This is a genomic window from Pandoraea sp. CB10b_02, from assembly GCF_002216225.1.
GTDB lineage: Bacteria > Pseudomonadota > Gammaproteobacteria > Burkholderiales > Burkholderiaceae > Pandoraea > Pandoraea nosoerga.
Genome location: NZ_NJGW02000003.1, coordinates 64,326 through 85,772, shown reverse-complemented (window position 1 = coordinate 85,772; position 21,447 = coordinate 64,326). Strand labels below are relative to the sequence as shown.

Genomic DNA, 21,447 nt, shown 5'->3' with positions numbered 1-21,447 from the left:
CCGCCATAGAAGGAGATCGCAATGCGCCAGTCGCCAATCAGTCGTTTCCCCGTGCCGGATCTGGCCACGTTGCCAGCCGATATTCGCGCGCGTATCGAGCAGGTGCAGGAGAAGGCCGGCTTCATTCCGAACGTGTTCCTTGCGCTGGCGCACCGTCCCGACGAATTCCGGGCGTTTTTCGCGTATCACGACGCGTTGATGCTCAAGGAGGGTAACCTCAGCAAGGGCGAGCGCGAGATGATCGTGGTGGCCACGAGCGCTGCGAACCAATGTCTGTATTGCGTGGTCGCACACGGTGCGCTGGTGCGCATCTACGAGAAGCAGCCGCTGCTGGCCGACCAGGTGGCCGTCAACTATCTGAAGGCCGATCTGACAGCGCGTCAGAAGGCGATTCTCGCGTATGCCATGAAAGTGTGCGAACGCTCCCACGAAGTGGGCGACGACGATTACGCCGCGCTGCGCGAGCACGGCCTGGACGACGAGGACATCTGGGACATCGCCGCGATCACGGCGTTTTTCGGCATGTCCAACCGCATTGCGAATGCCATTTCAATGCGGCCTAACGACGAATTTTTCCTGATGGGGCGCGTGCCGCGCAGTCCGTAACAGTCTACTTTTGACCCAAGCTTGATACCTATGATCTTCGTGACTGGCGGCGCCGGCTTCATCGGTGCAAATTTCGTACTCGACTGGTTCGCGCAAAGCGACGAACCGGTCCTGACCGTCGACAAGCTGACCTACGCGGGCAACCTGACGAACCTGGCGAGTCTGGAACGGGATCCCCGTCACCATTTCGCGCAGGTCGACATCTGCGATCGTGAGGCGCTCGATCGCCTGTATGCGAAGCATCAGCCCCGCGCAGTCATCCACTTTGCCGCCGAAAGCCACGTCGATCGCTCGATTCACGGTCCGGGCGACTTCGTGCAGACGAACGTCGTCGGCACGTTCACGATGCTCGAGGCCGCGCGCGCCTACTGGGGCACGCTGACGGGCGAAGCGCGTGAGGCGTTCCGCTTCCTGCACGTCTCGACGGACGAGGTCTACGGCTCGTTGGGCCCGACCGATCCCGCGTTCTCCGAGACCACGCCGTATGCACCGAACAGCCCGTATTCGGCGTCGAAGGCGGGCTCGGATCATCTGGTGCGCGCCTATCATCATACGTATGGCCTGCCCACGCTGACGACCAACTGCTCGAACAACTACGGCCCGTATCAATTCCCGGAGAAGCTGATTCCGCTGGTGATCGCCAACGCGCTCGCCGGCAAACCGCTGCCGATCTACGGTGACGGCAGCAACGTGCGCGACTGGCTCTACGTAGGCGACCATTGCTCGGCGATTCGCGAAGTGCTCGCACGCGGCGCACCCGGCGAGGTGTACAACGTCGGCGGCTGGAACGAACAGAGCAACCTGTCGGTGGTGAAGCACCTGTGCACGCTGCTCGACGAACTGTCGCCGCGCGCGGACGGCAAGTCATACGCCGACCAGATCACGTTCGTGACCGACCGTCCTGGTCACGATCGCCGTTATGCCATCGACGCGCGCAAGCTCGAGCGCGAGCTGGGCTGGCGCCCGGCGCAGACCTTCGAGACCGGCATGCGCAAGACGGTGCAGTGGTATCTGGCAAACGGCGAATGGGTGCGCCAGGTGCAGTCGGGCGAATACCAGCGCTGGATCGAAACGCACTATCAGAAAAAAGACTGAGGCAACGTATGGGCGTCAGACGCAAAGGCATTATTCTCGCCGGAGGATCCGGCACGCGCTTGTATCCGGCGACGCTGGCGGTCTCCAAGCAACTGCTGCCGGTCTACGACAAGCCGATGATCTACTACCCGCTCACCACGCTGATGCTGGCGGGAATTCGCGACGTGCTGATTATCTCTACGCCGCAAGATACCCCCCGTTTCGAGCAACTCCTCGGCGACGGCAGGCAGTGGGGCCTGAATCTGCAATACGCGGTGCAGCCGTCGCCGGACGGTCTCGCACAAGCGTTTCTGATCGGTGCGAACTTCATCGGCAACGATCCGTGCGCGCTGGTGCTTGGCGACAATCTGTTCTATGGCCATGATTTCGCGGCGTTGCTCGGTGCGGCCAACGCGCAGACGAGCGGCGCGACGGTCTTCGCCTATCCGGTACACGATCCGGAGCGTTATGGCGTGGTGACGTTCGACGAGAACGGCAAGGCCATCGATCTCGTGGAAAAGCCGAAGGAGCCCAAGTCGCGCTACGCGGTCACCGGACTGTACTTCTGCGACAACGACGTGATCGAGATTGCACGCGCCATCAAACCGTCGGCGCGCGGCGAGTTGGAGATTACGGACGTCAACAACGAGTACCTGAAGCGCGGCAAGCTCAACGTCCAGATCATGGGCCGCGGCTACGCGTGGCTCGATACGGGGACGCACGAATCGATGCTCGAGGCGAGCACGTTCATTCAGACCATCGAAAGCCGCCAGGGCCTGAAGGTGGCATGTCCGGAAGAAATTGCTTATCGACGCGGCTGGATCGACGCCGCTGCCATCGAAGCGTTGGCCCAACCGCTGGTGAAGACCGGCTACGGCCAGTACCTGCTCGCCATGCTCAACGAGCGCGTATTCTGATCGCTCCGTCTAAGGTCAACTCATGCAACTGATTGCCACCGCCATTGCCGACGTCAAAGTGGTCGAGCCGAAAGTGTTCGGCGACTCGCGCGGCTACTTTTTTGAAAGCTTCAACCAGCGCCAGTTCGACGATGCTCTCGGCAAGCGTCTCACCTTCGTGCAGGACAACCAGTCGCGCTCGGCGCGCGGCGTGCTGCGTGGCCTGCACTATCAGGTGAAGCAACCGCAGGGCAAGCTCGTGCGTGTGCTGCAGGGCGAGATCTACGACGTGGCCGTCGATATCCGCCAGGGCTCACCGACGTTCGGCAAGTGGGTGGCCGAGGTGCTGAGCGCGCAGAACAAGAAACAGTTGTGGATTCCGGCAGGCTTCGCGCACGGTTTCGTGGTGACTTCGGAGACTGCGGAAGTGCTCTACAAGACGACCGACTACTGGGCGCCGCAGTACGAGCGTTGCATCCGCTGGGACGACCCGACACTCGCGATCCCCTGGCCGCTCGACGGCATCACCCCCATCGTCTCGGACAAGGACAAGGTCGGCATGCTGTTCGCGGATTACCGCCACGAGGACTGATCGGATCGCTTCCGAGCACAGTCGGGCAAGGCCGCGATTGCCCGAACCCGTCGACGTCACCTTGTCACCACGTTTCGCCACATTCCATTCCGCCGCGGCCGCCGCGAGCCTCGCGCCCGTCAGTCGACGGGGCGCCCGGCGGCCGTCGAAACGCCTTCGCCGTCCGCCATCGCGCGCACCTCTTCGGCCGCCGGCGTTTCCCCGGTAATGCACAGCACTCGCACGCGGCGCAGGCCGAAGCGGGCGGCGAGCGCATCCGCCACCGCCTGCGACGCCGGTTCGATGCCGCCGTGCATGCCGGCGCCCGGCGCGTCTCCCAGCCCCTCGACCAGCACGTCCGCTTCCAACCCGTTGTCGAGGTAGTGCAGCTTCACGCCGTGCAGCGCCAGCGCGTTGGCTCGGCAGAGCACTTCGGCCGCGCCGACGACGACCGCGCGCGCCGGCCACTGCTGCAAGGCGGTGCCCTTGGTGTCGCTCTCCGCGTCGACATGAACCAGCACGTCGAGAATCTCCGGCTCGCGCATGACGGCCGCGCGCGCCTGCTCGGCGATGTAGTGGCCCTCGGAGACGGACAGCCGGCCGTCGACGAGGATATGCACGTCCACGACGATCTGGTCGCCCATGCGGCGGGTACGCAGCATGTCGATGGCGCGCACACCCGGCGTGTCGGTGAGCCGCGTGCGGATGTTGACGGTGGTGCCGTCGTCCACACCGCGATCGATCAGGTCCTGCAGCGCGTTCCAGCCGAATTTCCAGCCGGTGCGGCCGATCATCAGGCCCACGAGCGCGGCGGCGAGCGGATCGAGAATGCGATAGCCCGCGAGGTTGCCGAGAATGCCGCAGGCCACGACGAGCGAGGAAAGGGCGTCCGAGCGCGCGTGCCAGGCGTTGGCCACCAGCATGGCCGAGCGCACGCGCTGCGCGGCGCGCAGCATGTAGCGAAAGAGTCCTTCCTTGGATACCAGCACGAACACGGCGACAGCGAGCGCGACCGTGTGCACTTCCGGAATCGCTTCGGGATGCAGCAGGCGGTCCACACCGCGCCATAACATGCCCGCGCCGACGGCCACCAGAATCACGCCGAGGAACAGCGACGCCGCATTTTCGTAGCGGCTGTGCCCGTAGGGGTGGTCGGCGTCGGGCGCCCGCGCGCTGCCGCGCGCAGCGGCCAGCACCACGAAGTCGGAGACGATGTCCGAGAGCGAATGAATGCCGTCGGCGATCAACGCCTGAGAACGGGCGAAAACGCCGACGGCGATCTGCGCCGTGGTGAGCACGATATTGACCCAGATGCTGACCCAGGTCGAATGGCGCGCGACGGCGTGCTTGTCGAGCGCCTCGCTCGATGCCGCCAGGTTGTCGTAGTTCGTGTAAGGCATGGGGTCGAGGCGCTTGATCGCCGCAGTGTTACATCAGAATGATGTCGTACTGTTCCTGATGGAACGTCGATTCGACTTGCAGAGAAATCGGCTTGCCGATGAAGTCGATGAGCATCGCCAGATGCTGCGACTCTTCTTCGAGGAACAGGTCCACGACTTCTTGCGAGGCGATCAGACGGAATTCGCGCGGGTTGAACTGACGCGACTCGCGCAGGATCTCGCGCAGGATGTCGTAGCACAGCGTGCGCGGCGTCTTCACCTGCCCCTTGCCCTGGCACACGGCGCACGGCTCGCACAGCACATGGGCGAGCGACTCGCGCGTGCGCTTGCGGGTCATCTCCACGAGCCCCAGTTGCGAGAAACCGTTCACGGTAATGCGTGTGCGATCGCGTGCGAGCGCCTTCTTGAGCTCGGCCAGCACCGAGTCGCGATGCTCGGCGCTTTCCATGTCGATGAAATCGATGATGATGATGCCGCCGAGATTGCGCAGCCGCAGCTGGCGCGCGATCATCAACGCCGCTTCGAGGTTCGTCTTGAAGATCGTGTCGTCGAAGTTGCGCGCCCCGACGTAGCCGCCCGTATTCACGTCGATGGTCGTCATGGCCTCGGTCTGGTCGATCATCAGATAGCCGCCGGACTTCAGATCGACGCGGCGCGACAACGCGCGCTCGATCTCCGTCTCCACGTTGTACAGGTCGAACAGCGGCCGCTCGCCGGTGTAATGTGTGAGCTTGCCGAGCACCGCCGGCGTGTAGGTCGTGGCGAATTCCGCGAGCTTCTGGAACGTTTCGCGCGAATCGACGAGGATCTTGCCCGTGTCCTCGTGCACGAAATCGCGCAGCACGCGCTGCGCGAGGTTCAGGTCCTGATACAGCAATGCTGGCGCCGGCATGCGCGTGCTCTGCTCGCCGATGGTCTGCCACGACTTGCGCAGGTAGGCGATGTCATTGGCGAGCTCCGCGTCCGCGGCGTCCTCGGCAATGGTGCGCACGATGAAGCCGCCTTTTTCGTCGCCCGGCACCAGCGCCTGAATCTTGCTGCGCAGCGCCTCGCGCTCGGCTTCGCTCTCGATGCGCTGCGAGATGCCGATATGCGGTTCCTGCGGCAGGTAGACGAGCGTGCGCCCCGCAATGCTGATCTGCGTGGACAGGCGTGCGCCCTTCGTGCCGATCGGATCCTTGATGACCTGCACCATGAGCGTCTGGCCTTCGAAGACGGTCTTCTCGATTGGCGGCTGCGGATGCGGCACCGACGTATCGTTGCTCACGCGCGGATGCCAGATGTCCGCCACGTGCAGGAACGCCGCGCGCTCCAGGCCGATGTCGATGAAGGCCGACTGCATGCCGGGCAGCACGCGCACGACCTTGCCCAGATAGATGTTGCCGACGAGGCCGCGCGAGAGCGTGCGCTCGATGTGCAGCTCCTGCACGGCGCCGAGCTGCATGAGCGCCACACGGGTTTCCTGCGGTGTGATGTTGACCAGAATGTCTTCGTTCATAAAGTGTCGACCAGACTCGAAATGCTTGGCAGATTCGGTTCGCGTCAGAAGTCGACGCCCGCTTGGCGCAAGAGCGCGGCGGTCTCGCACAGCGGCAGGCCCATGATGCCCGAGTAGCTGCCGTCGATACGCATGACGAACTCGGCCGCCTTGCCCTGGATGCCGTAGGCGCCCGCCTTGCCGCGCGGCTCGCCCGAGGCGACGTAGCGCTCGATTTCCTCGCGGCGCAGCGGGCGGAACCACACGTGCGAGATGTTTACCGCCTGATGGATCTGCCCGTCGGCGCAGACGGCGACCGCGGTCAGTACGCGATGGCGCGTGCCTGACAGGCGCGCGAGGACGGCGCGTGCGTCGGCGTCGTCGAACGGCTTGCCGAGGATGGTGCCATCGAGACACACCGTGGTGTCGGCCGCGAGGATCGGCGCAGCGGGCAGGCCGGCGCGCGACAGACGCGCCAGCGCCGCTTCGGCCTTCGCGCGTGTGACGCGCTGCACGTAGTCGTCGGGCGGCTCGCCGGGCAGTACGGCTTCGAGCGCTTCGGCGTCCTCGTCGGCCTGGGGCAGCAGCAGCTCGAAACGAACGCCGAGCTGGTGCAACAATTCCTGACGGCGGGGGCTTTGCGAAGCGAGATAGATGTACGGCATGGCGGCTTGGCTTGAATTCGTCCAGCCCGGCACACCGAAAACGCTTCGTGGGCCGGGCCGCTGGATAGGCTGGGCGAGGGGAACGCCTTATTATGCCGCCTTGCGCCCACGCCCGCCAGCAGGGCACGTGGGGTGCGCACGCGGCCGGGAAAGCCCCGGAACCCGCGATACGGCGGGCTCGGAGACGGGCGAAATCGAAGGCGCGCCGGCGCAAAAGCCGGCCGAAGGTTGGCGCAAAGTCGGCCGGAGGTCAGGGCAAGGCCGGCGGGACGCCGCCCGCCGCCCATGAATGTCCGCGCCGTCGCTTAGCCGGCGGCAAGAAAATCGTCGCCGATGAGGTCGATGCGGTCGGTGCAGATGGCGTCCACGCCCCACGCCGCGAGCTCGCGCGCGCGGGCCGGGTCGTTGACCGTGTAGACGAGCATCTGCAGACCGTAGGCCTTGATTTCAGCGACCTGCGGACCGTCCAGATGCCGATGACTTGCGTGCAGCGAGACGGTGCCGAGCTTGCGCGCATCGTCGCGCCAGTGGGCCGGCACGGCTTCGTACAGCATGCCGCGCGGCAGTTCGGGCGCCGCCGCGGCAGCCGCTTCCAGCGCCTCGTAAGAGAACGACGAGAGCAGCGGCCGCACGGCCTGCCCAGCCCACAATTGTCTGACCGCTTCGGCGACGAGCCGCCCTGTCTCGAGCTCGCGGCCCGGGCACGGCTTGATCTCGACGTTGGCCGCGAGCCCCAGCGCGTGGCAGCGCTCGGCGACCTGCGCGAGCGTAGGCATCTTCTGCTCGGCGAAGCGCGCGTCGAACCAACTGCCGGCGTCGAGTCGCTCGATCTCGGCGTAGGTCATGCCGGCGGCCGCGCCGTGGCCGTCGCTCGTGCGATCGACCGTGTCGTCGTGCAGCAGGAAGACGACGTTGTCAGCCGAGAGCTTGGCGTCGAATTCGACCATGTGCAGGCCGAGCGAAGCGCCCATCTCGAGGGCCGCGAGCGTGTTCTCGGGCGCGAGCTTGCCGCCGCCGCGGTGCGAGACGATGCGCGGATATGGCCAGCTGCGCCACACAGGCGAGGACGAGGTATCGCTCATGCTTCCACCCGTTTGCCGGTCGAAGGATCGAACAGATGCAGCGAGCGCGCCGAGATGGCCAGCGGCACGATCGCCCCGGCGGCCGGTCGCAACTCGTGCGGCAGACGCACCGTTACGGGTTGATCGCCCCAGCGGCCGTGCGCGAGGTTGTCCGCGCCCAGCAGCTCGAGCTGATCGACGACGATGTTGGTCTGCGCGGCGAACGCGCCGATGCCGTCGCGCTGCTCGGCCGGCACGAGATGCTCCGGCCGCACGCCCAGCACGAGCTCACGGTTGGCATGGGCCTGGCTCGTCGGGGGCAGGCGCAGCGAGGGACCGCCGCCGTCCACCTGGAACGTGCGGCCTTCCGGATCGACGCGGCCCTTGAGCAGGTTCATCGCGGGCGAGCCCATGAAGCTCGCCACGAACAGCGACGCGGGGCGTTCGTACACGTCCGAGGGCGTGCCGATCTGCTCGGCGTAGCCCTTGTTCATGACGATCACGCGATCGGCGAGCGTCATGGCTTCGACCTGATCGTGCGTCACGTACAGGCTCGTCGTCTTCAGACGCTTGTGCAGGCGCTGGATTTCCAGACGCATTTGCACGCGCAGCTTTGCGTCGAGGTTCGAGAGCGGTTCGTCAAACAGGAATACGGCCGGCTCGCGCACGATCGCGCGGCCCATCGCCACGCGCTGACGCTGGCCGCCGGAGAGCTCGCGCGGCTTGCGGCCGAGCAGCGGCTCGAGCTCGAGAATGCGCGCCGCGGCGAGCACGCGCTCTTCGATGGCCTTCTTGTCGATGCCGCGGATCTTCAGACCATACGACATGTTCTCGCGCACGTTCATGTGCGGATACAGCGCGTAGTTCTGGAACACCATCGCGATGTTGCGATCCTTCGGTTCCAACTGGTTGACGACCTGCGAGCCGATGAGGATGCTGCCCTCGCTGACCGATTCCAGGCCGGCGACCATGCGCAGCAGCGTCGACTTGCCGCAGCCCGACGGTCCCACGATCACCACGAACTCGCCGTCCTGGATGTCGATGTCCACGCCGTGCAGGACGTAGTTCTTCTGGTCGTAGGTTTTCTTGACGCTATGGAGTTTGAGGTTTGCCATGATTACTTTTCCGAATCGACCAGACCACGCACGAACCAGCGCTGCATGAGCAGAACCACCGCGAGCGGCGGCAGCATGGCGAGCAGGGTGGCGCTCATGACGAGCTGCCATTGCGTGGCGGTGTCGCCACTGCCGATCATGCTCTTGATGCCGACGACCGCCGTCGTCATCGACGGGGCGTTGGTCACCAGAATCGGCCACAGATACTGATTCCAGCCGTAAATGAACGTGATCACGAACAGCGCCGCGATGTTCGTCTTCGACAGCGGCAGCACCACGTCCAAGAAAAAGCGCATCGGGCCCGCGCCGTCGATGCGCGCCGCTTCCACGAGTTCGTCGGGCAGCGTCATGAAGAACTGCCGGAACAGGAACGTGGCCGTGGCCGAGGCGATGAGCGGCACGGTGAGGCCCACGTAGCTGTTGATGAGCCCGAGGCTCGAGATGACCTGCACGGTCGGGAAGATGCGCACTTCGACCGGCAGCATCAGCGTGACGAAGATCAGCCAGAAGAACAGGTTGCGCAGCGGGAAGCGGAAATACACGATGGCGAATGCCGAGAGGATCGACACCGAGATCTTGCCGATCGTGATGACCAGCGCCATGAGCAGGCTGTTGCCGAGCATCAGCCCGAACGGCATGGCCGAGTCGCCCGTCCCCTGGTTCCACACGGTGGACAGGTTCTGGAACAGGTGCGTGCTCGGCACGAGCGACAGGGGCACGTTGAAAATTTCGCGCTCGTTCATGGTGGCGGCGACGAACGCCACATAGAGCGGAAAGACCACCAGCAGCACGCCGATCACCAGCATGACGTGGCAGAAGATATCCAGGCCGCGACGATTCTCGATCATGCGTATTGCACCTTGCGTTCGATAAAGCGGAACTGCACGACGGTGAGCACGATGACGATGGCCATGAGCACCACCGACTGCGCCGCCGAGCTGCCGAGGTCGAGCCCCTTGAAGCCTTCCGAGTAGATCTTGTAGATCAGCGTCATGGTCGACTGGCCGGGGCCGCCGCCGGTGGCCGCGTCGATCACCGGGAAGGTGTCGAAGAACGAGTACACGAGATTGACCACGAGCAGGAAGAACGTTGTGGGCGAGATCAGCGGCAGTACCAGCCCGAAGAAGCGGCGCACCGGACCCGCGCCGTCGATGGCGGCGGCTTCCACGAGCGAGCGCGGAATGGCCTGCAGCCCGGCGTAGAAGAACAGGAAGTTGTAGCTGATCTGCTTCCAGATCGAGGCGAGCACCACGAGGAACATGGCCTGGCCGCCGTTGAGCGCGTGGTTCCACTCGATGCCGAGCTTCGCGAGGCCATAGGTGACGAGGCCGATGCTCGGGTTGAACAGGAATGCCCACAGCACGGCGGCGATCGCCGGCGCCACGGCGTAGGGCCAGATCAGCAGCGTCTGGTAGGTGCGCTTGCCGCGCGTCACGCGATCGGCCATGGCGGCGAGCAGCAGCGAAATGACGAGCCCGCAGACCGTGACCAGGCCGCTGAAGATCATCGTGGTGCGAAACGAGGCGAGATAGAGCGCGTCGCTCCATAGCGCCGTGAAGTTGTCGATGCCGACGAACTGGCTGGACAGCCCGAAGGCGTCCTGCGCCGACGTCGACTGCCACAGGGCTTCGCCCGCGGGCCAAAGGAAGAACACGACCGTGATGAGCAGCTGCGGCGCTACGAGCGCGTAGGGCAGCCAGCCGGTTCCGAAGCGAGGGCGTTCTCTGGTGTTATGCGCCATAACGTGTTGCCGGAAAAAAAGCGAAACCGGCCCGCTCGGAGGGCGGGCCGGGTGGCGTCATTGTAGCGTCGTCGCGCGGGCGGCCGGCAGCAGGAAAAGCCGGCATCTGGCGCCCCGCGGCAACGAGGGCGACAACGAGGGCGACTTAGCTGCCCGACTTCTCGAAGCGGCGCAGCAGGTCGTCGCCACGCGAGACAGCCTTGTCGAGGGCGGCCTTGGGGGCTTGCTTGCCGCTCCACACGCCTTCGAGCTCCTCGTCGATCACCGTGCGGATCTGCGGCATGTTGCCCAGACGCAGGCCACGCGTGAACGGCAGGGGCGGCTTGTTGAGCATCTGCTTGATGGCCATGTCGGCGCCCGGGTGCTTCGCGTAGAAGCCCTGCTTCTCGGTCAGCTCGTAGGCGGCCTTGGTGACCGGCAGGTAGCCCGTGTCCTGATGCCACTTCGCGGCCACGGCCGGCGAGGCGAGGTAGTTCAGAAACTTGGCCACGCCCTTGTACTCGGCGGGCGACTTGCCGGCGAGCACCCACAGGCTGGCGCCGCCGATGATGGCGTTTTGCGGTGCGCCCTTCACGTCGGCGTCGTATGGCATCATGCCCACGCCGTAGCTGAACTTGGCGTACTTGGCGATGTTGGCGAGCGCGCCCGAGGTGGTCATGGCGATACCGCAGTCGCCGCTGTAGAACTTCGAGGTCACTTCATCCTTGCGGCCCACATACGTGAACGTGCCTTCCTTGGCCATGTCGGCCAGGAACTGGATGTGCTTGACCTGCTGCGGGCCGTTGAATTCGAGCTTGGCGTCGAGACCATCGAAACCGTTGTTCCTCGTCGCGAACGGCAGGGCGTGCCACGCGCTGTAGTTCTCGAGCTGCGTCCAGCTCTGCCAGCCCATGGTGAAGCCGCATGCCAGACCGGCGGCCTTGAGCTTCTGCGCGTCGGCCTTCACGTCGGCCCAGGTCTTCGGCGGGGTGTTCGGATCGAGCCCGGCTTTCTTGAAGGCGTCCTTGTTGTAGTACAGCACCGGGGTCGAGCTGTTGAACGGCATCGACACGAGGTGGTTCGTCTTGCTGTCGGCGTAGTAGCTCGCGATGGTCGGCACGAAGGCCTTCTCGTCGAACGGCTCGCCGGCGTCCTTCATCACTTCCCACACCGGCTTCACGGCCTTCCTGGCCTGCATCATCGTGGCGGTGCCGACCTCGTAGACCTGCAGAATCGCCGGCGCATTGCCGGCGCGGAAGGCGGCGATACCGGCGGCCAGACCCTGCTCGTAGTTGCCCTTGTAGATGGGAACGATCTTGTAGTCGCTCTGCGACGCGTTGAAGTCGTTGGCGATCTGGTTCACGCGCTCGCCGAGGGCCGATTCCATCGAGTGCCAGAACTGGATCTCGGTCGCGGCCAGGGCCGGGGCGCTCATGCCGAGCGCCAATGCCGCGGCGGCGCCGACCAGGGCGAATTTACGCAGGGAAGGTTGCTTCATGCCAATCTCCGGTGGTTCACGAGAAGTCTGTTGTTCGCGGTGCGAACGATATAGCGCCGCGTAGACTAACACGTCGTCATGTTTTTTCCACTGGCGGTGCACAACGTGTGTTGTATGACGACGTCTGGCGGGGATTGACAGCACACGACACCGCCAGTCGGCCTGGGCCGGCGGGCGCGAGCGCCGTGCAACGCGGCATGGCACCGTACAAAGCGTGCTGACTGGATTTGATACCGACGTAGTCGTGGCCGGCGCCCGGCGTGCCGCTGACTTGGGGCGGAACCGGCTCAGGCCGGGGCTCGTCGAGGGGTCGAGGGCGCAGGCCGCGCCCGGGGGCAGCCCGGGAGGGCAACCTCACACGCGATGGTAAGGGTGATTGGCGTTGATGCTCCAGGCGCGGTAGAGCTGCTCGGCGAGCAGCACGCGTACCATGCCGTGGGGCAGCGTCAGGCTGGACAGGCGGATGAGCGTGTCGGCGCGCGATTTGAGGGCGGGGTCTAATCCGTCGGCGCCGCCGATCACGAAGGCCACGTCGCGTCCGTCCTGCTGCCAGCCGGTGAGCGACTGGGCCAGGCGCATCGTGGTGAGATCCAGCCCACGCTCGTCCAGGCAGACGAGGCGGCAGCCGCGCGGCAGGGCCGCCTCGATGCGCTGCGCCTCGGCGGCCATGACCGTCTCCGCCGTGCGGGAGTTGGAACGTTGCTCCGGCTTGATTTCCTTGAGCTCGATGCGCAGCTCGGGCGGCATGCGCTTGGCGTACTCGGCAAACGCCGTCTCGATCCAGCCGGGCATCTTGTGCCCGACGGCGAGGATGAACAGACGCATGGTGTGCGATGTGCCGGCTTACCTGGCCTTGCGGCGTGCCGGGGAGGGTGTGGCCGCCGCGTCGCCGTCGTCTTCCTCGTCGTCGTCCGCTTCCGCGCTTGCCTTGGCGCCGGCCCGGGTGCCCGCGGCCTTCAGGCGCACCGGCTTCTCGCCCCAGATTTCTTCGAGGTTGTAGTACTGGCGCAGTGCCGGCTGCATGATGTGCACGATGGCGTCGCCGGTGTCGACCAGCACCCATTCGCCCACGTCCTCGCCCTCCATGCTCACGATGTCGCCGCCGCCGGCCTTGACCTTGTCGCGCACGCTCGCGGCGAGCGCCTTGGTCTGGCGGTTGGAAGTGCCGCTCGCGATGATCACGCGGTCGAACAGTGCGGTCAGGTGCGAGGTGTTGAACACCTTGATGTCCTGGGCCTTGACGTCTTCGAGAGCGTCGACGATGAGGCGCTGAAGTTTGCGAATATCCATAGTGCGTCTTTTGGGTGAAACGGGGTGCGCGTGGCGGGGCCCGGGAAGAGCCGGGGATTGTCAGGCGCGATACAGGTGCTGCGCGCGGATGTACTGCCACACGGATTCGGGCAGGTTCGCCGGGGGCGTGGCCGCGTCTCGCGCGTGCGCCAGCGTGGCGCGCAACTCGGTGGCGGAAATGTCGACGGCCAGTGAGTCGTCGATCAGGATGCCGCCGCATGGCGTGGATTGTACCCCGAGCGCGGACTTCTCCCGCTCGGCGAACATCTCGCGCAGCGTCGGCGATGCCGTCTCGCGGCTGAAACCGGGACGCGCCGCCGCACAGACGTGCGCGTAATCGAACAACTCACGCCAGGCGTGCCACGTGTCGAGCCGCACCAACTGGTCCGAGCCGATCAGCAGCGAGAGCGAGGCGTCGGGGCCGACGTCGGCGCGCAGCTCGCGCAGCGTGTCGACGGTGTAGCTCGGCCCCGCGCGCTCGATCTCGCGCGTGCTGACGATCAACTGCGTGGCCGGTTGCGTGCGGGCGAGTTCTGCCGCGAGCCCTTCGGCGGCCAGCCGCGTCATGGCCAGACGATGCTCGGCCGCGGTGCTGCCGTGCTTTTGCGGCTGCTGGCCGGCGGGCATGAGTACCAGTTCGTCGAGCGCCAGGGTGCGGGCGAACAGGGCGCCGAGCGCGAGATGGCCGGTGTGGATGGGGTCGAACGTGCCGCCCAGCACGCCGATGCGCCGCCGTGGGGCGATGGGTGCCGTGCCGGCGGCGGGGGAGAATACGGTCATGCGCAGCCCGCCCCTTACACCCACTCGCGGCGCACGAGGAAGTCCGTGTACAGCCTGGCTTCGGGCGTGCCCGGCTCCGGCTTCCAGTCGTAGTGCCACTTCACGATCGGCGGCATCGACATCAGGATCGACTCGGTGCGCCCGCCCGATTGCAGGCCGAAGTGCGTGCCGCGGTCCCACACCAGATTGAATTCGACGTACCGGCCGCGCCGATGCGCCTGGAAGTCGCGCTCGCGCTCGCCGTATGGCATGCCGCGTCGGCGCTCGATGATCGGCACGTAGGCGTCGAGAAACGCGTCGCCCACGCTTTGCATGACGCCGAAGCCCGTCTCGAAGCCCCCGCCCGAGAAGTCGTCGAAGAAGATGCCGCCGATGCCGCGCGGCTCCTGACGATGCTTCAGATAGAAGTACTCGTCGCACCACGCCTTGAAGCGCGGATACCACTCGGCGCCGAACGGATCGAGCGCGTTCTTGCACGTCTGATGGAAATGCCGGCAGTCGTCCTCGAACGGGTAGTAGGGCGTGAGATCCATGCCGCCGCCGAACCAGAACGCCGGCGCCTCGCCGGGCGCGGTGGCGATCAGGATGCGCACGTTGAAATGCACGGTCGGGCAGTACGGATTGCGCGGGTGCAGTACCAGCGAGACGCCGAGCGCCTCGAAGCCGCGGCCGGCCAGTTCGGGACGCGACGCGCTCGCCGAGCCCGGCAGCTTGTCGCCAACCACGTGGGAGAAGTTCACGCCGCCGCGCTCGAAGAAGTCGCCGTCGTCGAGCACGCGGGTGCGGCCGTCACCGCGCAGGGCGCTGTCGGCCGGGCGTTGCCAGTCGTCAGCGAAGAAGCGTTTGCCGTCCAGGCGCTCGAGCGTCTCGACGATGCGCTCCTGAAGCCCGAGAAGATAAGTGCGAACGGCTGCCGTATCCGGCGCCGAGGCAGCGTCCTGCGCTGTCATTCTGTGACGTCCCCATGCGTGTTCATTACCGCGATTGTACCGGCAGCCACGCATTCGGGGGCGGGCGCCGGCGACAGACGGGAGTGCTCCGTGCCGCCGGCATGACTTGCATCAAGGCGCCGGGGCGTTGGGCAGCGTGCCGGCGGGGGCGGCGGCGCCTGTTGCCGGCACGGCTCGTACCGCACCGGCGCCCAGCTCGCCCGGCGGCGGCATGAGGATCTGACGCGGCGCGGGCACCGGCCACTGCGCCGTGCCGCCCACTTCCGAGATCGCCCGGTTGGTGTCGAAGTACACCTGCCAGTAATCGCGATTGTGGCAGTAGGGCCGCACGGCGAGCACCGGGCCGGCCGGGTTGAACTCGAGAATCGCGACGTCGACCGCAGGCGTGCTCATCACGTTCGGAATTTGCGCAATACGCGCCTTCAGACGCGCGATGGCGTCCTGCACGTCCACCGTATGGGCCAGTTGCGCGGTCAGATCGACGCGCCGGAACGCGTTCGCGTCGTACACCGTGATGTTGTCGCTGAAGACCTTCGTGTTGCCGACGTACACGCGCAGATTGTCGGCGGTGGTGAGGGTGGTGACGAAAAGGCCGATTTCATCGACGACGCCGGTCACGCCGCCGGCGCTGATCATGTCGCCGGTCTTGAATGGGCGCAGGACGATCAGGAAGATGCCCGAGGCGAAGTTCGACAGCAGCCCCGACCACGCCGCGCCGATAGCGACGCCGGCGGCGGCGAGCAGTGCGGCGAAGGACGTCGTTTCGATGCCGCAGACGCTGAGGATCGACAAAATGAGGGCGATGCGCAACGCGATGCGCAGCGTCGATTCGGTGTAGCGAACGAGGGTCGGATCGATGGCGCGGCGAGACATTGCGCTTCGCACGAGCCGTGCCACGAGGTTGATGACGATGCCGCCGACGATCCAGATGACGACGGCCATGACGATCTTCAGGCCGAACGGCACGAGATAGTCGTTGACCAGCTTGTTGAGGTCGAACATGTGAGTCTCCATCGAGCGAGAGATCCGTCAGGAAAACTGCATGAATTGCGCCGGGCCGGCCGCAGCCGCGATGCTCGGGGCATCACGTCGCGCCAGCGTGCCAACTTGGCTTGCGCTTGTCAATCGCGGCCCGGCACTCTCTCGGGGCCGAAACTTCGGCGCCCGGAGGTCCGCGTGCCGGACTTCGGGCGCCAAACGACAACGGCCCGGGGGACTCGACGTCCTCCGGGCCGCGGCAGAGCGGGGCGGTGGCGTTGGCGCTGGCCGTCGCCGCCTCCCCGGACGGTGACTTACTCGGGCTTGCGCGTGAGCGCGCGGTTGCCGATGTCGTGGCGATACTGCATGCCGTCGAAGTTGATCTGATTGACGGTCTGATACGCCACGCTTTGCGCGCCGCGCACCGTGTCGGACAGGCCGACCACGCACAGCACGCGCCCGCCAGTGACCGACAGCACGTCGTTCTCGAACTGCGTGCCGGCATGGAACGTCACGCAATCGGCCGTCTCCGCCGGAATCTCCGAGATGCGGTCGCCCTTGCGCGGATTGTCGGGATAGCCGTGCGCGGCGAGCACCACGCCCAGCGCGTAACGGCGGTCCCAGTCGAGCTCGACCTTGTCGAGCGTGCCGGCGATCGCGTGCTCGACCACCACCGAGAAGTCGCCCTTCAGGCGCGCCATGATCGGTTGCGTCTCGGGGTCGCCCATGCGGCAGTTGAACTCGAGCGTCTTGATGTTGCCTTGCGCGTCGATCATCAGACCGGCGTACAGGAAACCGGTGTAGCGAATGCCGTCGGTCTCCATGCCGCGCACCGTCGGCAGGATGATTTCGCGCATTACGCGGGCATGGATCTGCGGCGTCACGATCGGCGCGGGCGAGTAGGCGCCCATGCCGCCCGTGTTGGGGCCCTGATCGTTGTCGAGCAGGCGCTTGTGGTCCTGCGACGTGGCCAGCGGCAGCACGTTCTTGCCATCGACCATCACGATGAAGCTCGCTTCCTCGCCCTCGAGGAACTCCTCGATGACCACGCGGGCGCCGGCGTCGCCGAGCTTGTTGTCGGCGAGCATGGCGTCCACGGCGCTGTGCGCTTCCTCGAGCGACATCGCCACCACGACGCCCTTGCCGGCGGCCAGGCCGTCGGCCTTGATGACGATCGGCGCGCCCTTGGCGTCGATGTAGGCGTGCGCCTTGGCGGCGTCGGAGAACGTTTCGTAATCGGCGGTCGGAATGCCGTGGCGTTTCATGAACGCCTTGGCGAAGTCCTTCGACGATTCGAGCTGCGCCGCTTCCCTGGTCGGTCCGAAGACTTTCAGGCCGCGGGCGCGGAAGATATTGACGATACCGGCGGCGAGCGGCGCTTCCGGCCCGACCACCGTAAGGGCGATGCCTTCGCGTGCGGCGAACTCGGCCAGCACGTTCGGATCGCTGATCGGCACGTTGCGCAGGCGCTCGTCGAGCGCCGTGCCGCCGTTGCCCGGAGCAACGTACACGATTTGAATGCGCGGCGATTGGGCAAGCTTCCACGCCAGCGCGTGTTCGCGGCCGCCCGAGCCGACAACCATGATCTTCATCTTATTCCTCGATGACGGCGTTGGTGAACACTTCCTGCACGTCGTCGAGATTTTCGAGCGCGTCGAGCAGCTTCTGCATCTTCACGGCGTCTTCGCCGGTGAAGACCACTTCGGTTTGCGGCTTCATCGTGACTTCGGCGACCTCGGCCTTCAGTCCGGCCGCTTCGAGCTTGGCCTTGACGGCCTGGAAGTCGTTGGGCGGGCAGATCACTTCGAAGCTGCCGTCGTCGTTGGTGATGACGTCGTCCGCGCCCGCGTCGAGTGCGACTTCCATCAGCTTGTCTTCCGGTGTTTCGGGCGAGAACAGGAACTGACCGCAGTGCGTGAACAGAAACGACACCGAGCCGTCGGTGCCCATGTTGCCGCCGAACTTCGAGAATGCGTGGCGCACTTCCGCGACCGTGCGGGTGCGGTTGTCCGTCATCGTGTCGACGATCACGGCCGCGCCGTTCAGGCCATAGCCTTCGTAGCGGATTTCCTCGTAGTTGGCGCCGTCCAGACCGCCGATGCCGCGGTCGATGGCGCGCTTGACGTTGTCCTTGGGCATGTTCGCGTCGGCCGCTTTTTCGATGGCCAGACGCAGGCGCGGGTTGCTGTCGGCGTCGCCGCCGCCGAGGCGCGCCGCCACGGTGATTTCCTTGATCAGGCGTGTCCAGACCTTACCGCGCTTGGCATCGGCTGCCGCTTTCTTGTGTTTGATGTTGGCCCATTTGCTATGACCCGCCATGAATTTCTCCGTCGTGCCGCGCAGTGCGGCAAAGTATGCGCTGTGGCCGCCAGAATCCGGCGCGACCAGCCGTTGAAACGGGAGCGCCCGCCACCACCGGGGTCGCGGGCGCCCGAAAACCAGTTGCCCTCGTTTGCCCAATTGTCCCGTGGCGCCCGAGGCGCACCGCGTGCGAATCGGGCCGGGACGGGCCAAGCGGCGACGTGCCGCTATAATCGAAGGCAATTTTATCATGCCGCCGCGCCGTGCCACGGGTGTTTGCTGCGCCGTGTCACGGGGCAGGCAGGCGTCTACCGCCGAGGTCGCTCATGCCCCGCAAGTCCGTGCCGCCGCAAGTGCCGTCCGCCGCTTCCCCTGCCGCCGACGCGCCTGCGGCCGTCGCCAGCGCTGCCGACGCCGCTGCCGCGGCCCCCATCGCACCCACTGTCCCCACGCCTTCGCCCGCTGCGTCAGCGGCGCCCGCTCCGGCGCCCGGCGGCGCGAGCGCCGCGCAGGAGGCGGGCGACCGGCTCGTCATTGCCCGCAACGCCCAGCATGTGCTCGGCCTGCTGCCGGCCATGGGCAACCGCCACGGCCTGATCACCGGCGCGACGGGCACCGGCAAGACCGTCACGCTGCAGGTGATGGCGCAGGCCTTTTCGGACATCGGCGTGCCGGTGTTCCTCGCCGACGTGAAGGGTGACCTGACGGGTATCACGCAGCCCGGCACGCAGACGCCCAAGCTCCAGGAGCGCATCGCCAATCTCGGCTTCGACACGCCGCACTGGCACGGCAGCCCCGCCACGCTGTGGGATGTGTTCGGCGAGCAGGGGCACCCGGTGCGCGCGACCGTCTCCGATCTCGGCCCGCTGCTGCTCGCTCGCCTGCTCGGTCTGAACGAGACGCAGAGCGGCGTGCTCAATCTCGTGTTCAAGATTGCCGACGACAACGGTCTGCTGTTGCTCGACAGCAAGGATCTGCGTGCCATGCTGCAGCACGTGGGCGACAACGCCTCCGCGTTCACCACGCAGTACGGCAATATTTCGGCCGCCTCGGTCGGCGCGATCCAGCGCGGGCTGCTCACGCTCGAGCAGCAGGGCGCCGACAAGTTCTTCGGTGAGCCGATGCTCAACATCGAGGACTTCATGCAAACCGACGCGCAGGGGCGCGGCGTCGTCAATATCCTCGCGGCGGACAAGCTGCTCGGCGCACCGCGCATCTACGCGACCTTCCTGCTGTGGCTGCTCGCCGAACTGTTCGAGCGGCTGCCGGAGGTGGGCGATCCCGAGAAGCCGAAGCTCGTCTTCTTCTTCGACGAAGCGCACCTGTTGTTCAACGAAGCGCCCAAGTCATTGCTCGAGCGCATCGAGCAGATGGTGCGGCTCATCCGTTCGAAAGGCGTGGGCGTGTACTTCGTCACGCAAAACCCGGTCGATGTGCCCGACACCGTGCTGGGGCAGCTCGGCAACCGAGTGCAGCACGCGTTGCGCGCCTATTCGCCGCGCGACCAGAAGGCCGTGAAAGTGGCCGCGCAGACCATGCGCGCCAACCCCGCGCTCGACATCGAAACGGTGATCGGCGAGCTCGGCGTGGGCGAGGCGCTGGTCTCGCTGCTCGACGAGAAGGGGCGTCCTGCCGTGACCGAGCGCGCGTTTATCGCGCCGCCGGCGTCGCGCATCGGGCCCATCACGGCGCAGGAGCGTGCGGCGCTCATGGCGGCCTCGCTCGTCGCCGGTGTCTATGAGAACGCAGTGGATCGCGAGTCGGCCTACGAAAAGCTGGTTGGACGCACGCAGTCGCGCCAGCCGGAGACGCCGGCCGGCGGCGAGGCACGCGACGGCGCTTCGGGCGACGGTCTGCTCGACACGGTGAAAGACTCGCTCGGCGGACTGCTGGGCGGCGCCGGCAGCTCGCGGCGCAAGGACACGGCCATCGAAGCGATGGTCAAGAGCACGGCGCGCACCGTGGGCAGCCAGTTGGGGCGCGAGATCGTGCGCGGCGTGCTCGGCAGCATTTTCGGCGGCAGCCGACGCCGTTGAGATAACCGCGAAACCGCGGTCCCGCCAAGCGCCAGCCGCGCCCGGGATTGCCGGTTTCGCCAGGCCTGCGTCAATCCATGTCGCTGAAATCTTCGCTGGAGCCGGTACGCACCGGTGTCGCCCACGATCCGTTGTGGCTGCGCGCCGCGCCGCTCATCTTCCTGTTTCTGTGGTCGGTCGGCTTCACCGTCGCCAAGATCGGCCTGGCGTATGCCGACGCCCTGACGTTCCTCGCACTGCGCTATGGCCTGGTGCTGGTGCTGCTCGCCCCGCTGGCGCTCGTCATGCGCCCGCCGTTGCCCAGGAGCGCGGCGGCGTGGGGGCATCTCGTCGTCATCGGCCTGCTCATTCAGGCGCTGTACTTCAGCATGACGTATCTCGCGCTGCGCATGGGCGTCTCGGCGGGCAGCGTTGCGCTGATCACGTCGCTGCAGCCCATTCTCGTGGCGCTGGCCGCGCCGTATCTGGTGGGCGAGCGCGTGAGCGGGCTGAACTGGGTCGGCCTCGGGCTGGGGCTGGCCGGGGCGGCGCTCGTCATCGTGGCGCGCTCGGCCGTGGAGGCCACTTCCGTGCCGGGACTCGTGCTGACCTTCGTGGCGCTGGGCGCGATCACCGGCGGCACGCTGTATGAGAAGCGCTTCGGCGTGGGGCAGCATCCGATCACGTCGAACCTCGTGCAATACGCCGTCGGGTTTGCCGCGACGCTGCCGCTCGCGTGGTGGCTCGAGCCGATGCACATCGAATGGACGTGGCAGCTCGGCCTGTCCCTGGTCTATCTGGTGATCGGCAATTCGATCGTCGCGATCTCGCTGTTGCTGGCGATGATCCGGCGCGGCGAGGCCTCGCGCGTATCGGCGCTGTTTTTCCTGGTGCCGCCGGCCGCGGCGCTCGCGGCATGGGTCATGGTCGGCGAACACATGCCGCCGCTGGCATGGGGCGGCATGGTGTTGGCAGCCGTGGGCGTGGCCATGGCCACGCGCCGCAAAGCCCGAAATGGATGATCGCCGCCCGCCCCATCCCCAGCCGCAG

At 66.2% G+C, this 21,447-nt stretch carries 21 protein-coding genes; 6 read left to right on the top strand and 15 right to left on the bottom strand.

Annotation, left to right across the window (positions count from 1 at the left end):
- The first annotated feature begins 21 nt into the window (after positions 1 to 21).
- Genes CDN36_RS03925 through rfbC form a run of 4 tightly spaced genes read left to right on the top strand, consistent with a single transcriptional unit; the run spans position 22 to position 3,168 of the window.
- Positions 22 to 606: a peroxidase-related enzyme gene (locus CDN36_RS03925; protein ID WP_150556396.1), complete on the top strand. Its 585-nt coding sequence runs from the start codon at positions 22 to 24 to the stop codon at positions 604 to 606.
- A 30-nt stretch (positions 607 to 636) separates the two neighbouring features.
- On the top strand, positions 637 to 1,701 hold the full coding sequence (rfbB, locus tag CDN36_RS03920) for a dTDP-glucose 4,6-dehydratase (RefSeq protein ID WP_150556397.1): 1,065 nt from the start codon (positions 637 to 639) through the stop codon (positions 1,699 to 1,701).
- A gap of 8 nt (positions 1,702 to 1,709) precedes the next feature.
- Entirely contained in the window at positions 1,710 to 2,597 is an 888-nt protein-coding gene (gene rfbA / locus CDN36_RS03915) for a glucose-1-phosphate thymidylyltransferase RfbA (RefSeq protein ID WP_150556398.1), read from the top strand.
- A gap of 22 nt (positions 2,598 to 2,619) precedes the next feature.
- The gene (rfbC, locus tag CDN36_RS03910; RefSeq protein WP_150556399.1) at positions 2,620 to 3,168 is read left to right on the top strand and encodes a dTDP-4-dehydrorhamnose 3,5-epimerase; all 549 of its coding nucleotides are present in this window, start codon (positions 2,620 to 2,622) and stop codon (positions 3,166 to 3,168) included.
- A gap of 119 nt (positions 3,169 to 3,287) precedes the next feature.
- On the opposite strand, the gene CDN36_RS03905 is transcribed toward rfbC, so the two are convergent.
- From CDN36_RS03905 to CDN36_RS03835, 15 genes are all read right to left on the bottom strand, one after another.
- The gene (locus CDN36_RS03905; protein ID WP_287496035.1) at positions 3,288 to 4,547 is read right to left on the bottom strand and encodes a cation diffusion facilitator family transporter; all 1,260 of its coding nucleotides are present in this window, start codon (positions 4,545 to 4,547) and stop codon (positions 3,288 to 3,290) included.
- A gap of 28 nt (positions 4,548 to 4,575) precedes the next feature.
- Positions 4,576 to 6,045 carry a ribonuclease G gene (gene rng, locus CDN36_RS03900; protein ID WP_150556401.1) on the bottom strand — a complete coding sequence of 490 codons (1,470 nt, stop codon included), beginning with the start codon at positions 6,043 to 6,045 and terminating at the stop codon, positions 4,576 to 4,578.
- Between the two features lie 44 nt (positions 6,046 to 6,089).
- Positions 6,090 to 6,689: a Maf family protein gene (locus CDN36_RS03895; RefSeq protein WP_150556402.1), complete on the bottom strand. Its 600-nt coding sequence runs from the start codon at positions 6,687 to 6,689 to the stop codon at positions 6,090 to 6,092.
- Positions 6,690 to 6,994: 305 nt separating this feature from the next.
- Complete coding sequence (ugpQ, locus tag CDN36_RS03890) at positions 6,995 to 7,771, bottom strand: glycerophosphodiester phosphodiesterase (RefSeq protein ID WP_287496034.1); 777 nt, start codon at positions 7,769 to 7,771, stop codon at positions 6,995 to 6,997.
- Positions 7,768 to 8,865 carry a sn-glycerol-3-phosphate import ATP-binding protein UgpC gene (locus CDN36_RS03885; RefSeq protein WP_150556404.1) on the bottom strand — a complete coding sequence of 366 codons (1,098 nt, stop codon included), beginning with the start codon at positions 8,863 to 8,865 and terminating at the stop codon, positions 7,768 to 7,770. Before CDN36_RS03885 ends, ugpQ begins: the two co-directional genes overlap by 4 nt.
- A gap of 2 nt (positions 8,866 to 8,867) precedes the next feature.
- Positions 8,868 to 9,713, bottom strand: a complete 846-nt coding sequence (gene ugpE / locus CDN36_RS03880; RefSeq protein ID WP_287496033.1) for a sn-glycerol-3-phosphate ABC transporter permease UgpE — start codon at positions 9,711 to 9,713, stop codon at positions 8,868 to 8,870.
- Positions 9,710 to 10,606, bottom strand: coding sequence for a sn-glycerol-3-phosphate ABC transporter permease UgpA (ugpA, locus tag CDN36_RS03875; protein ID WP_150556406.1), 897 nt, complete (start codon positions 10,604 to 10,606; stop codon positions 9,710 to 9,712). The genes ugpE and ugpA overlap by 4 nt, the downstream gene beginning before the upstream one ends.
- A 145-nt stretch (positions 10,607 to 10,751) precedes the next feature.
- The gene (gene ugpB / locus CDN36_RS03870; protein ID WP_150556407.1) at positions 10,752 to 12,083 is read right to left on the bottom strand and encodes a sn-glycerol-3-phosphate ABC transporter substrate-binding protein UgpB; all 1,332 of its coding nucleotides are present in this window, start codon (positions 12,081 to 12,083) and stop codon (positions 10,752 to 10,754) included.
- Between the two features lie 354 nt (positions 12,084 to 12,437).
- Positions 12,438 to 12,908: a 23S rRNA (pseudouridine(1915)-N(3))-methyltransferase RlmH gene (gene rlmH / locus CDN36_RS03865; RefSeq protein WP_287496032.1), complete on the bottom strand. Its 471-nt coding sequence runs from the start codon at positions 12,906 to 12,908 to the stop codon at positions 12,438 to 12,440.
- A gap of 18 nt (positions 12,909 to 12,926) precedes the next feature.
- Positions 12,927 to 13,373 carry a ribosome silencing factor gene (gene rsfS, locus CDN36_RS03860; RefSeq protein WP_150556409.1) on the bottom strand — a complete coding sequence of 149 codons (447 nt, stop codon included), beginning with the start codon at positions 13,371 to 13,373 and terminating at the stop codon, positions 12,927 to 12,929.
- Positions 13,374 to 13,433: 60 nt separating this feature from the next.
- Positions 13,434 to 14,153, bottom strand: a complete 720-nt coding sequence (locus CDN36_RS03855) for a nicotinate-nucleotide adenylyltransferase (protein ID WP_287496031.1) — start codon at positions 14,151 to 14,153, stop codon at positions 13,434 to 13,436.
- A 14-nt stretch (positions 14,154 to 14,167) separates the two neighbouring features.
- Positions 14,168 to 15,103 (bottom strand): oxygen-dependent coproporphyrinogen oxidase, encoded by a 936-nt coding sequence (hemF, locus tag CDN36_RS03850; protein WP_150556411.1) that lies wholly within the window; start codon positions 15,101 to 15,103, stop codon positions 14,168 to 14,170.
- Between the two features lie 111 nt (positions 15,104 to 15,214).
- Positions 15,215 to 16,105: a mechanosensitive ion channel family protein gene (locus tag CDN36_RS03845; RefSeq protein WP_150556412.1), complete on the bottom strand. Its 891-nt coding sequence runs from the start codon at positions 16,103 to 16,105 to the stop codon at positions 15,215 to 15,217.
- Positions 16,106 to 16,395: 290 nt separating this feature from the next.
- Positions 16,396 to 17,673 carry a phosphoribosylamine--glycine ligase gene (purD, locus tag CDN36_RS03840; RefSeq protein ID WP_287496030.1) on the bottom strand — a complete coding sequence of 426 codons (1,278 nt, stop codon included), beginning with the start codon at positions 17,671 to 17,673 and terminating at the stop codon, positions 16,396 to 16,398.
- A 1-nt stretch (position 17,674) separates the two neighbouring features.
- Positions 17,675 to 18,400, bottom strand: a complete 726-nt coding sequence (locus CDN36_RS03835; RefSeq protein WP_150556414.1) for a YebC/PmpR family DNA-binding transcriptional regulator — start codon at positions 18,398 to 18,400, stop codon at positions 17,675 to 17,677.
- Positions 18,401 to 18,957: 557 nt separating this feature from the next.
- Between CDN36_RS03835 and CDN36_RS03830 the strand changes: the two genes are divergently transcribed.
- Together CDN36_RS03830 and CDN36_RS03825 are read left to right on the top strand one after the other, a co-directional pair.
- Positions 18,958 to 20,418: a helicase HerA-like domain-containing protein gene (locus CDN36_RS03830; RefSeq protein ID WP_502920335.1), complete on the top strand. Its 1,461-nt coding sequence runs from the start codon at positions 18,958 to 18,960 to the stop codon at positions 20,416 to 20,418.
- A gap of 77 nt (positions 20,419 to 20,495) precedes the next feature.
- Complete coding sequence (locus CDN36_RS03825) at positions 20,496 to 21,419, top strand: DMT family transporter (RefSeq protein WP_287496028.1); 924 nt, start codon at positions 20,496 to 20,498, stop codon at positions 21,417 to 21,419.
- The last annotated feature ends 28 nt before the right edge of the window (positions 21,420 to 21,447 follow it).

Coding starts and splice junctions, on each gene's coding strand:
- CDN36_RS03925 (WP_150556396.1), top strand. CDS start 22: ATGCGCCAGTCGCCAATCAGTCGTTTCCCCGTGCCGGATCTGGCCACG.
- rfbB (WP_150556397.1), top strand. CDS start 637: ATGATCTTCGTGACTGGCGGCGCCGGCTTCATCGGTGCAAATTTCGTA.
- rfbA (WP_150556398.1), top strand. CDS start 1,710: ATGGGCGTCAGACGCAAAGGCATTATTCTCGCCGGAGGATCCGGCACG.
- rfbC (WP_150556399.1), top strand. CDS start 2,620: ATGCAACTGATTGCCACCGCCATTGCCGACGTCAAAGTGGTCGAGCCG.
- CDN36_RS03905 (WP_287496035.1), bottom strand. CDS start 4,547: ATGCCTTACACGAACTACGACAACCTGGCGGCATCGAGCGAGGCGCTC.
- rng (WP_150556401.1), bottom strand. CDS start 6,045: ATGAACGAAGACATTCTGGTCAACATCACACCGCAGGAAACCCGTGTG.
- CDN36_RS03895 (WP_150556402.1), bottom strand. CDS start 6,689: ATGCCGTACATCTATCTCGCTTCGCAAAGCCCCCGCCGTCAGGAATTG.
- ugpQ (WP_287496034.1), bottom strand. CDS start 7,771: ATGAGCGATACCTCGTCCTCGCCTGTGTGGCGCAGCTGGCCATATCCG.
- CDN36_RS03885 (WP_150556404.1), bottom strand. CDS start 8,865: ATGGCAAACCTCAAACTCCATAGCGTCAAGAAAACCTACGACCAGAAG.
- ugpE (WP_287496033.1), bottom strand. CDS start 9,713: ATGATCGAGAATCGTCGCGGCCTGGATATCTTCTGCCACGTCATGCTG.
- ugpA (WP_150556406.1), bottom strand. CDS start 10,606: ATGGCGCATAACACCAGAGAACGCCCTCGCTTCGGAACCGGCTGGCTG.
- ugpB (WP_150556407.1), bottom strand. CDS start 12,083: ATGAAGCAACCTTCCCTGCGTAAATTCGCCCTGGTCGGCGCCGCCGCG.
- rlmH (WP_287496032.1), bottom strand. CDS start 12,908: ATGCGTCTGTTCATCCTCGCCGTCGGGCACAAGATGCCCGGCTGGATC.
- rsfS (WP_150556409.1), bottom strand. CDS start 13,373: ATGGATATTCGCAAACTTCAGCGCCTCATCGTCGACGCTCTCGAAGAC.
- CDN36_RS03855 (WP_287496031.1), bottom strand. CDS start 14,153: ATGACCGTATTCTCCCCCGCCGCCGGCACGGCACCCATCGCCCCACGG.
- hemF (WP_150556411.1), bottom strand. CDS start 15,103: ATGACAGCGCAGGACGCTGCCTCGGCGCCGGATACGGCAGCCGTTCGC.
- CDN36_RS03845 (WP_150556412.1), bottom strand. CDS start 16,105: ATGTTCGACCTCAACAAGCTGGTCAACGACTATCTCGTGCCGTTCGGC.
- purD (WP_287496030.1), bottom strand. CDS start 17,673: ATGAAGATCATGGTTGTCGGCTCGGGCGGCCGCGAACACGCGCTGGCG.
- CDN36_RS03835 (WP_150556414.1), bottom strand. CDS start 18,400: ATGGCGGGTCATAGCAAATGGGCCAACATCAAACACAAGAAAGCGGCA.
- CDN36_RS03830 (WP_502920335.1), top strand. CDS start 18,958: ATGGGCAACCGCCACGGCCTGATCACCGGCGCGACGGGCACCGGCAAG.
- CDN36_RS03825 (WP_287496028.1), top strand. CDS start 20,496: ATGTCGCTGAAATCTTCGCTGGAGCCGGTACGCACCGGTGTCGCCCAC.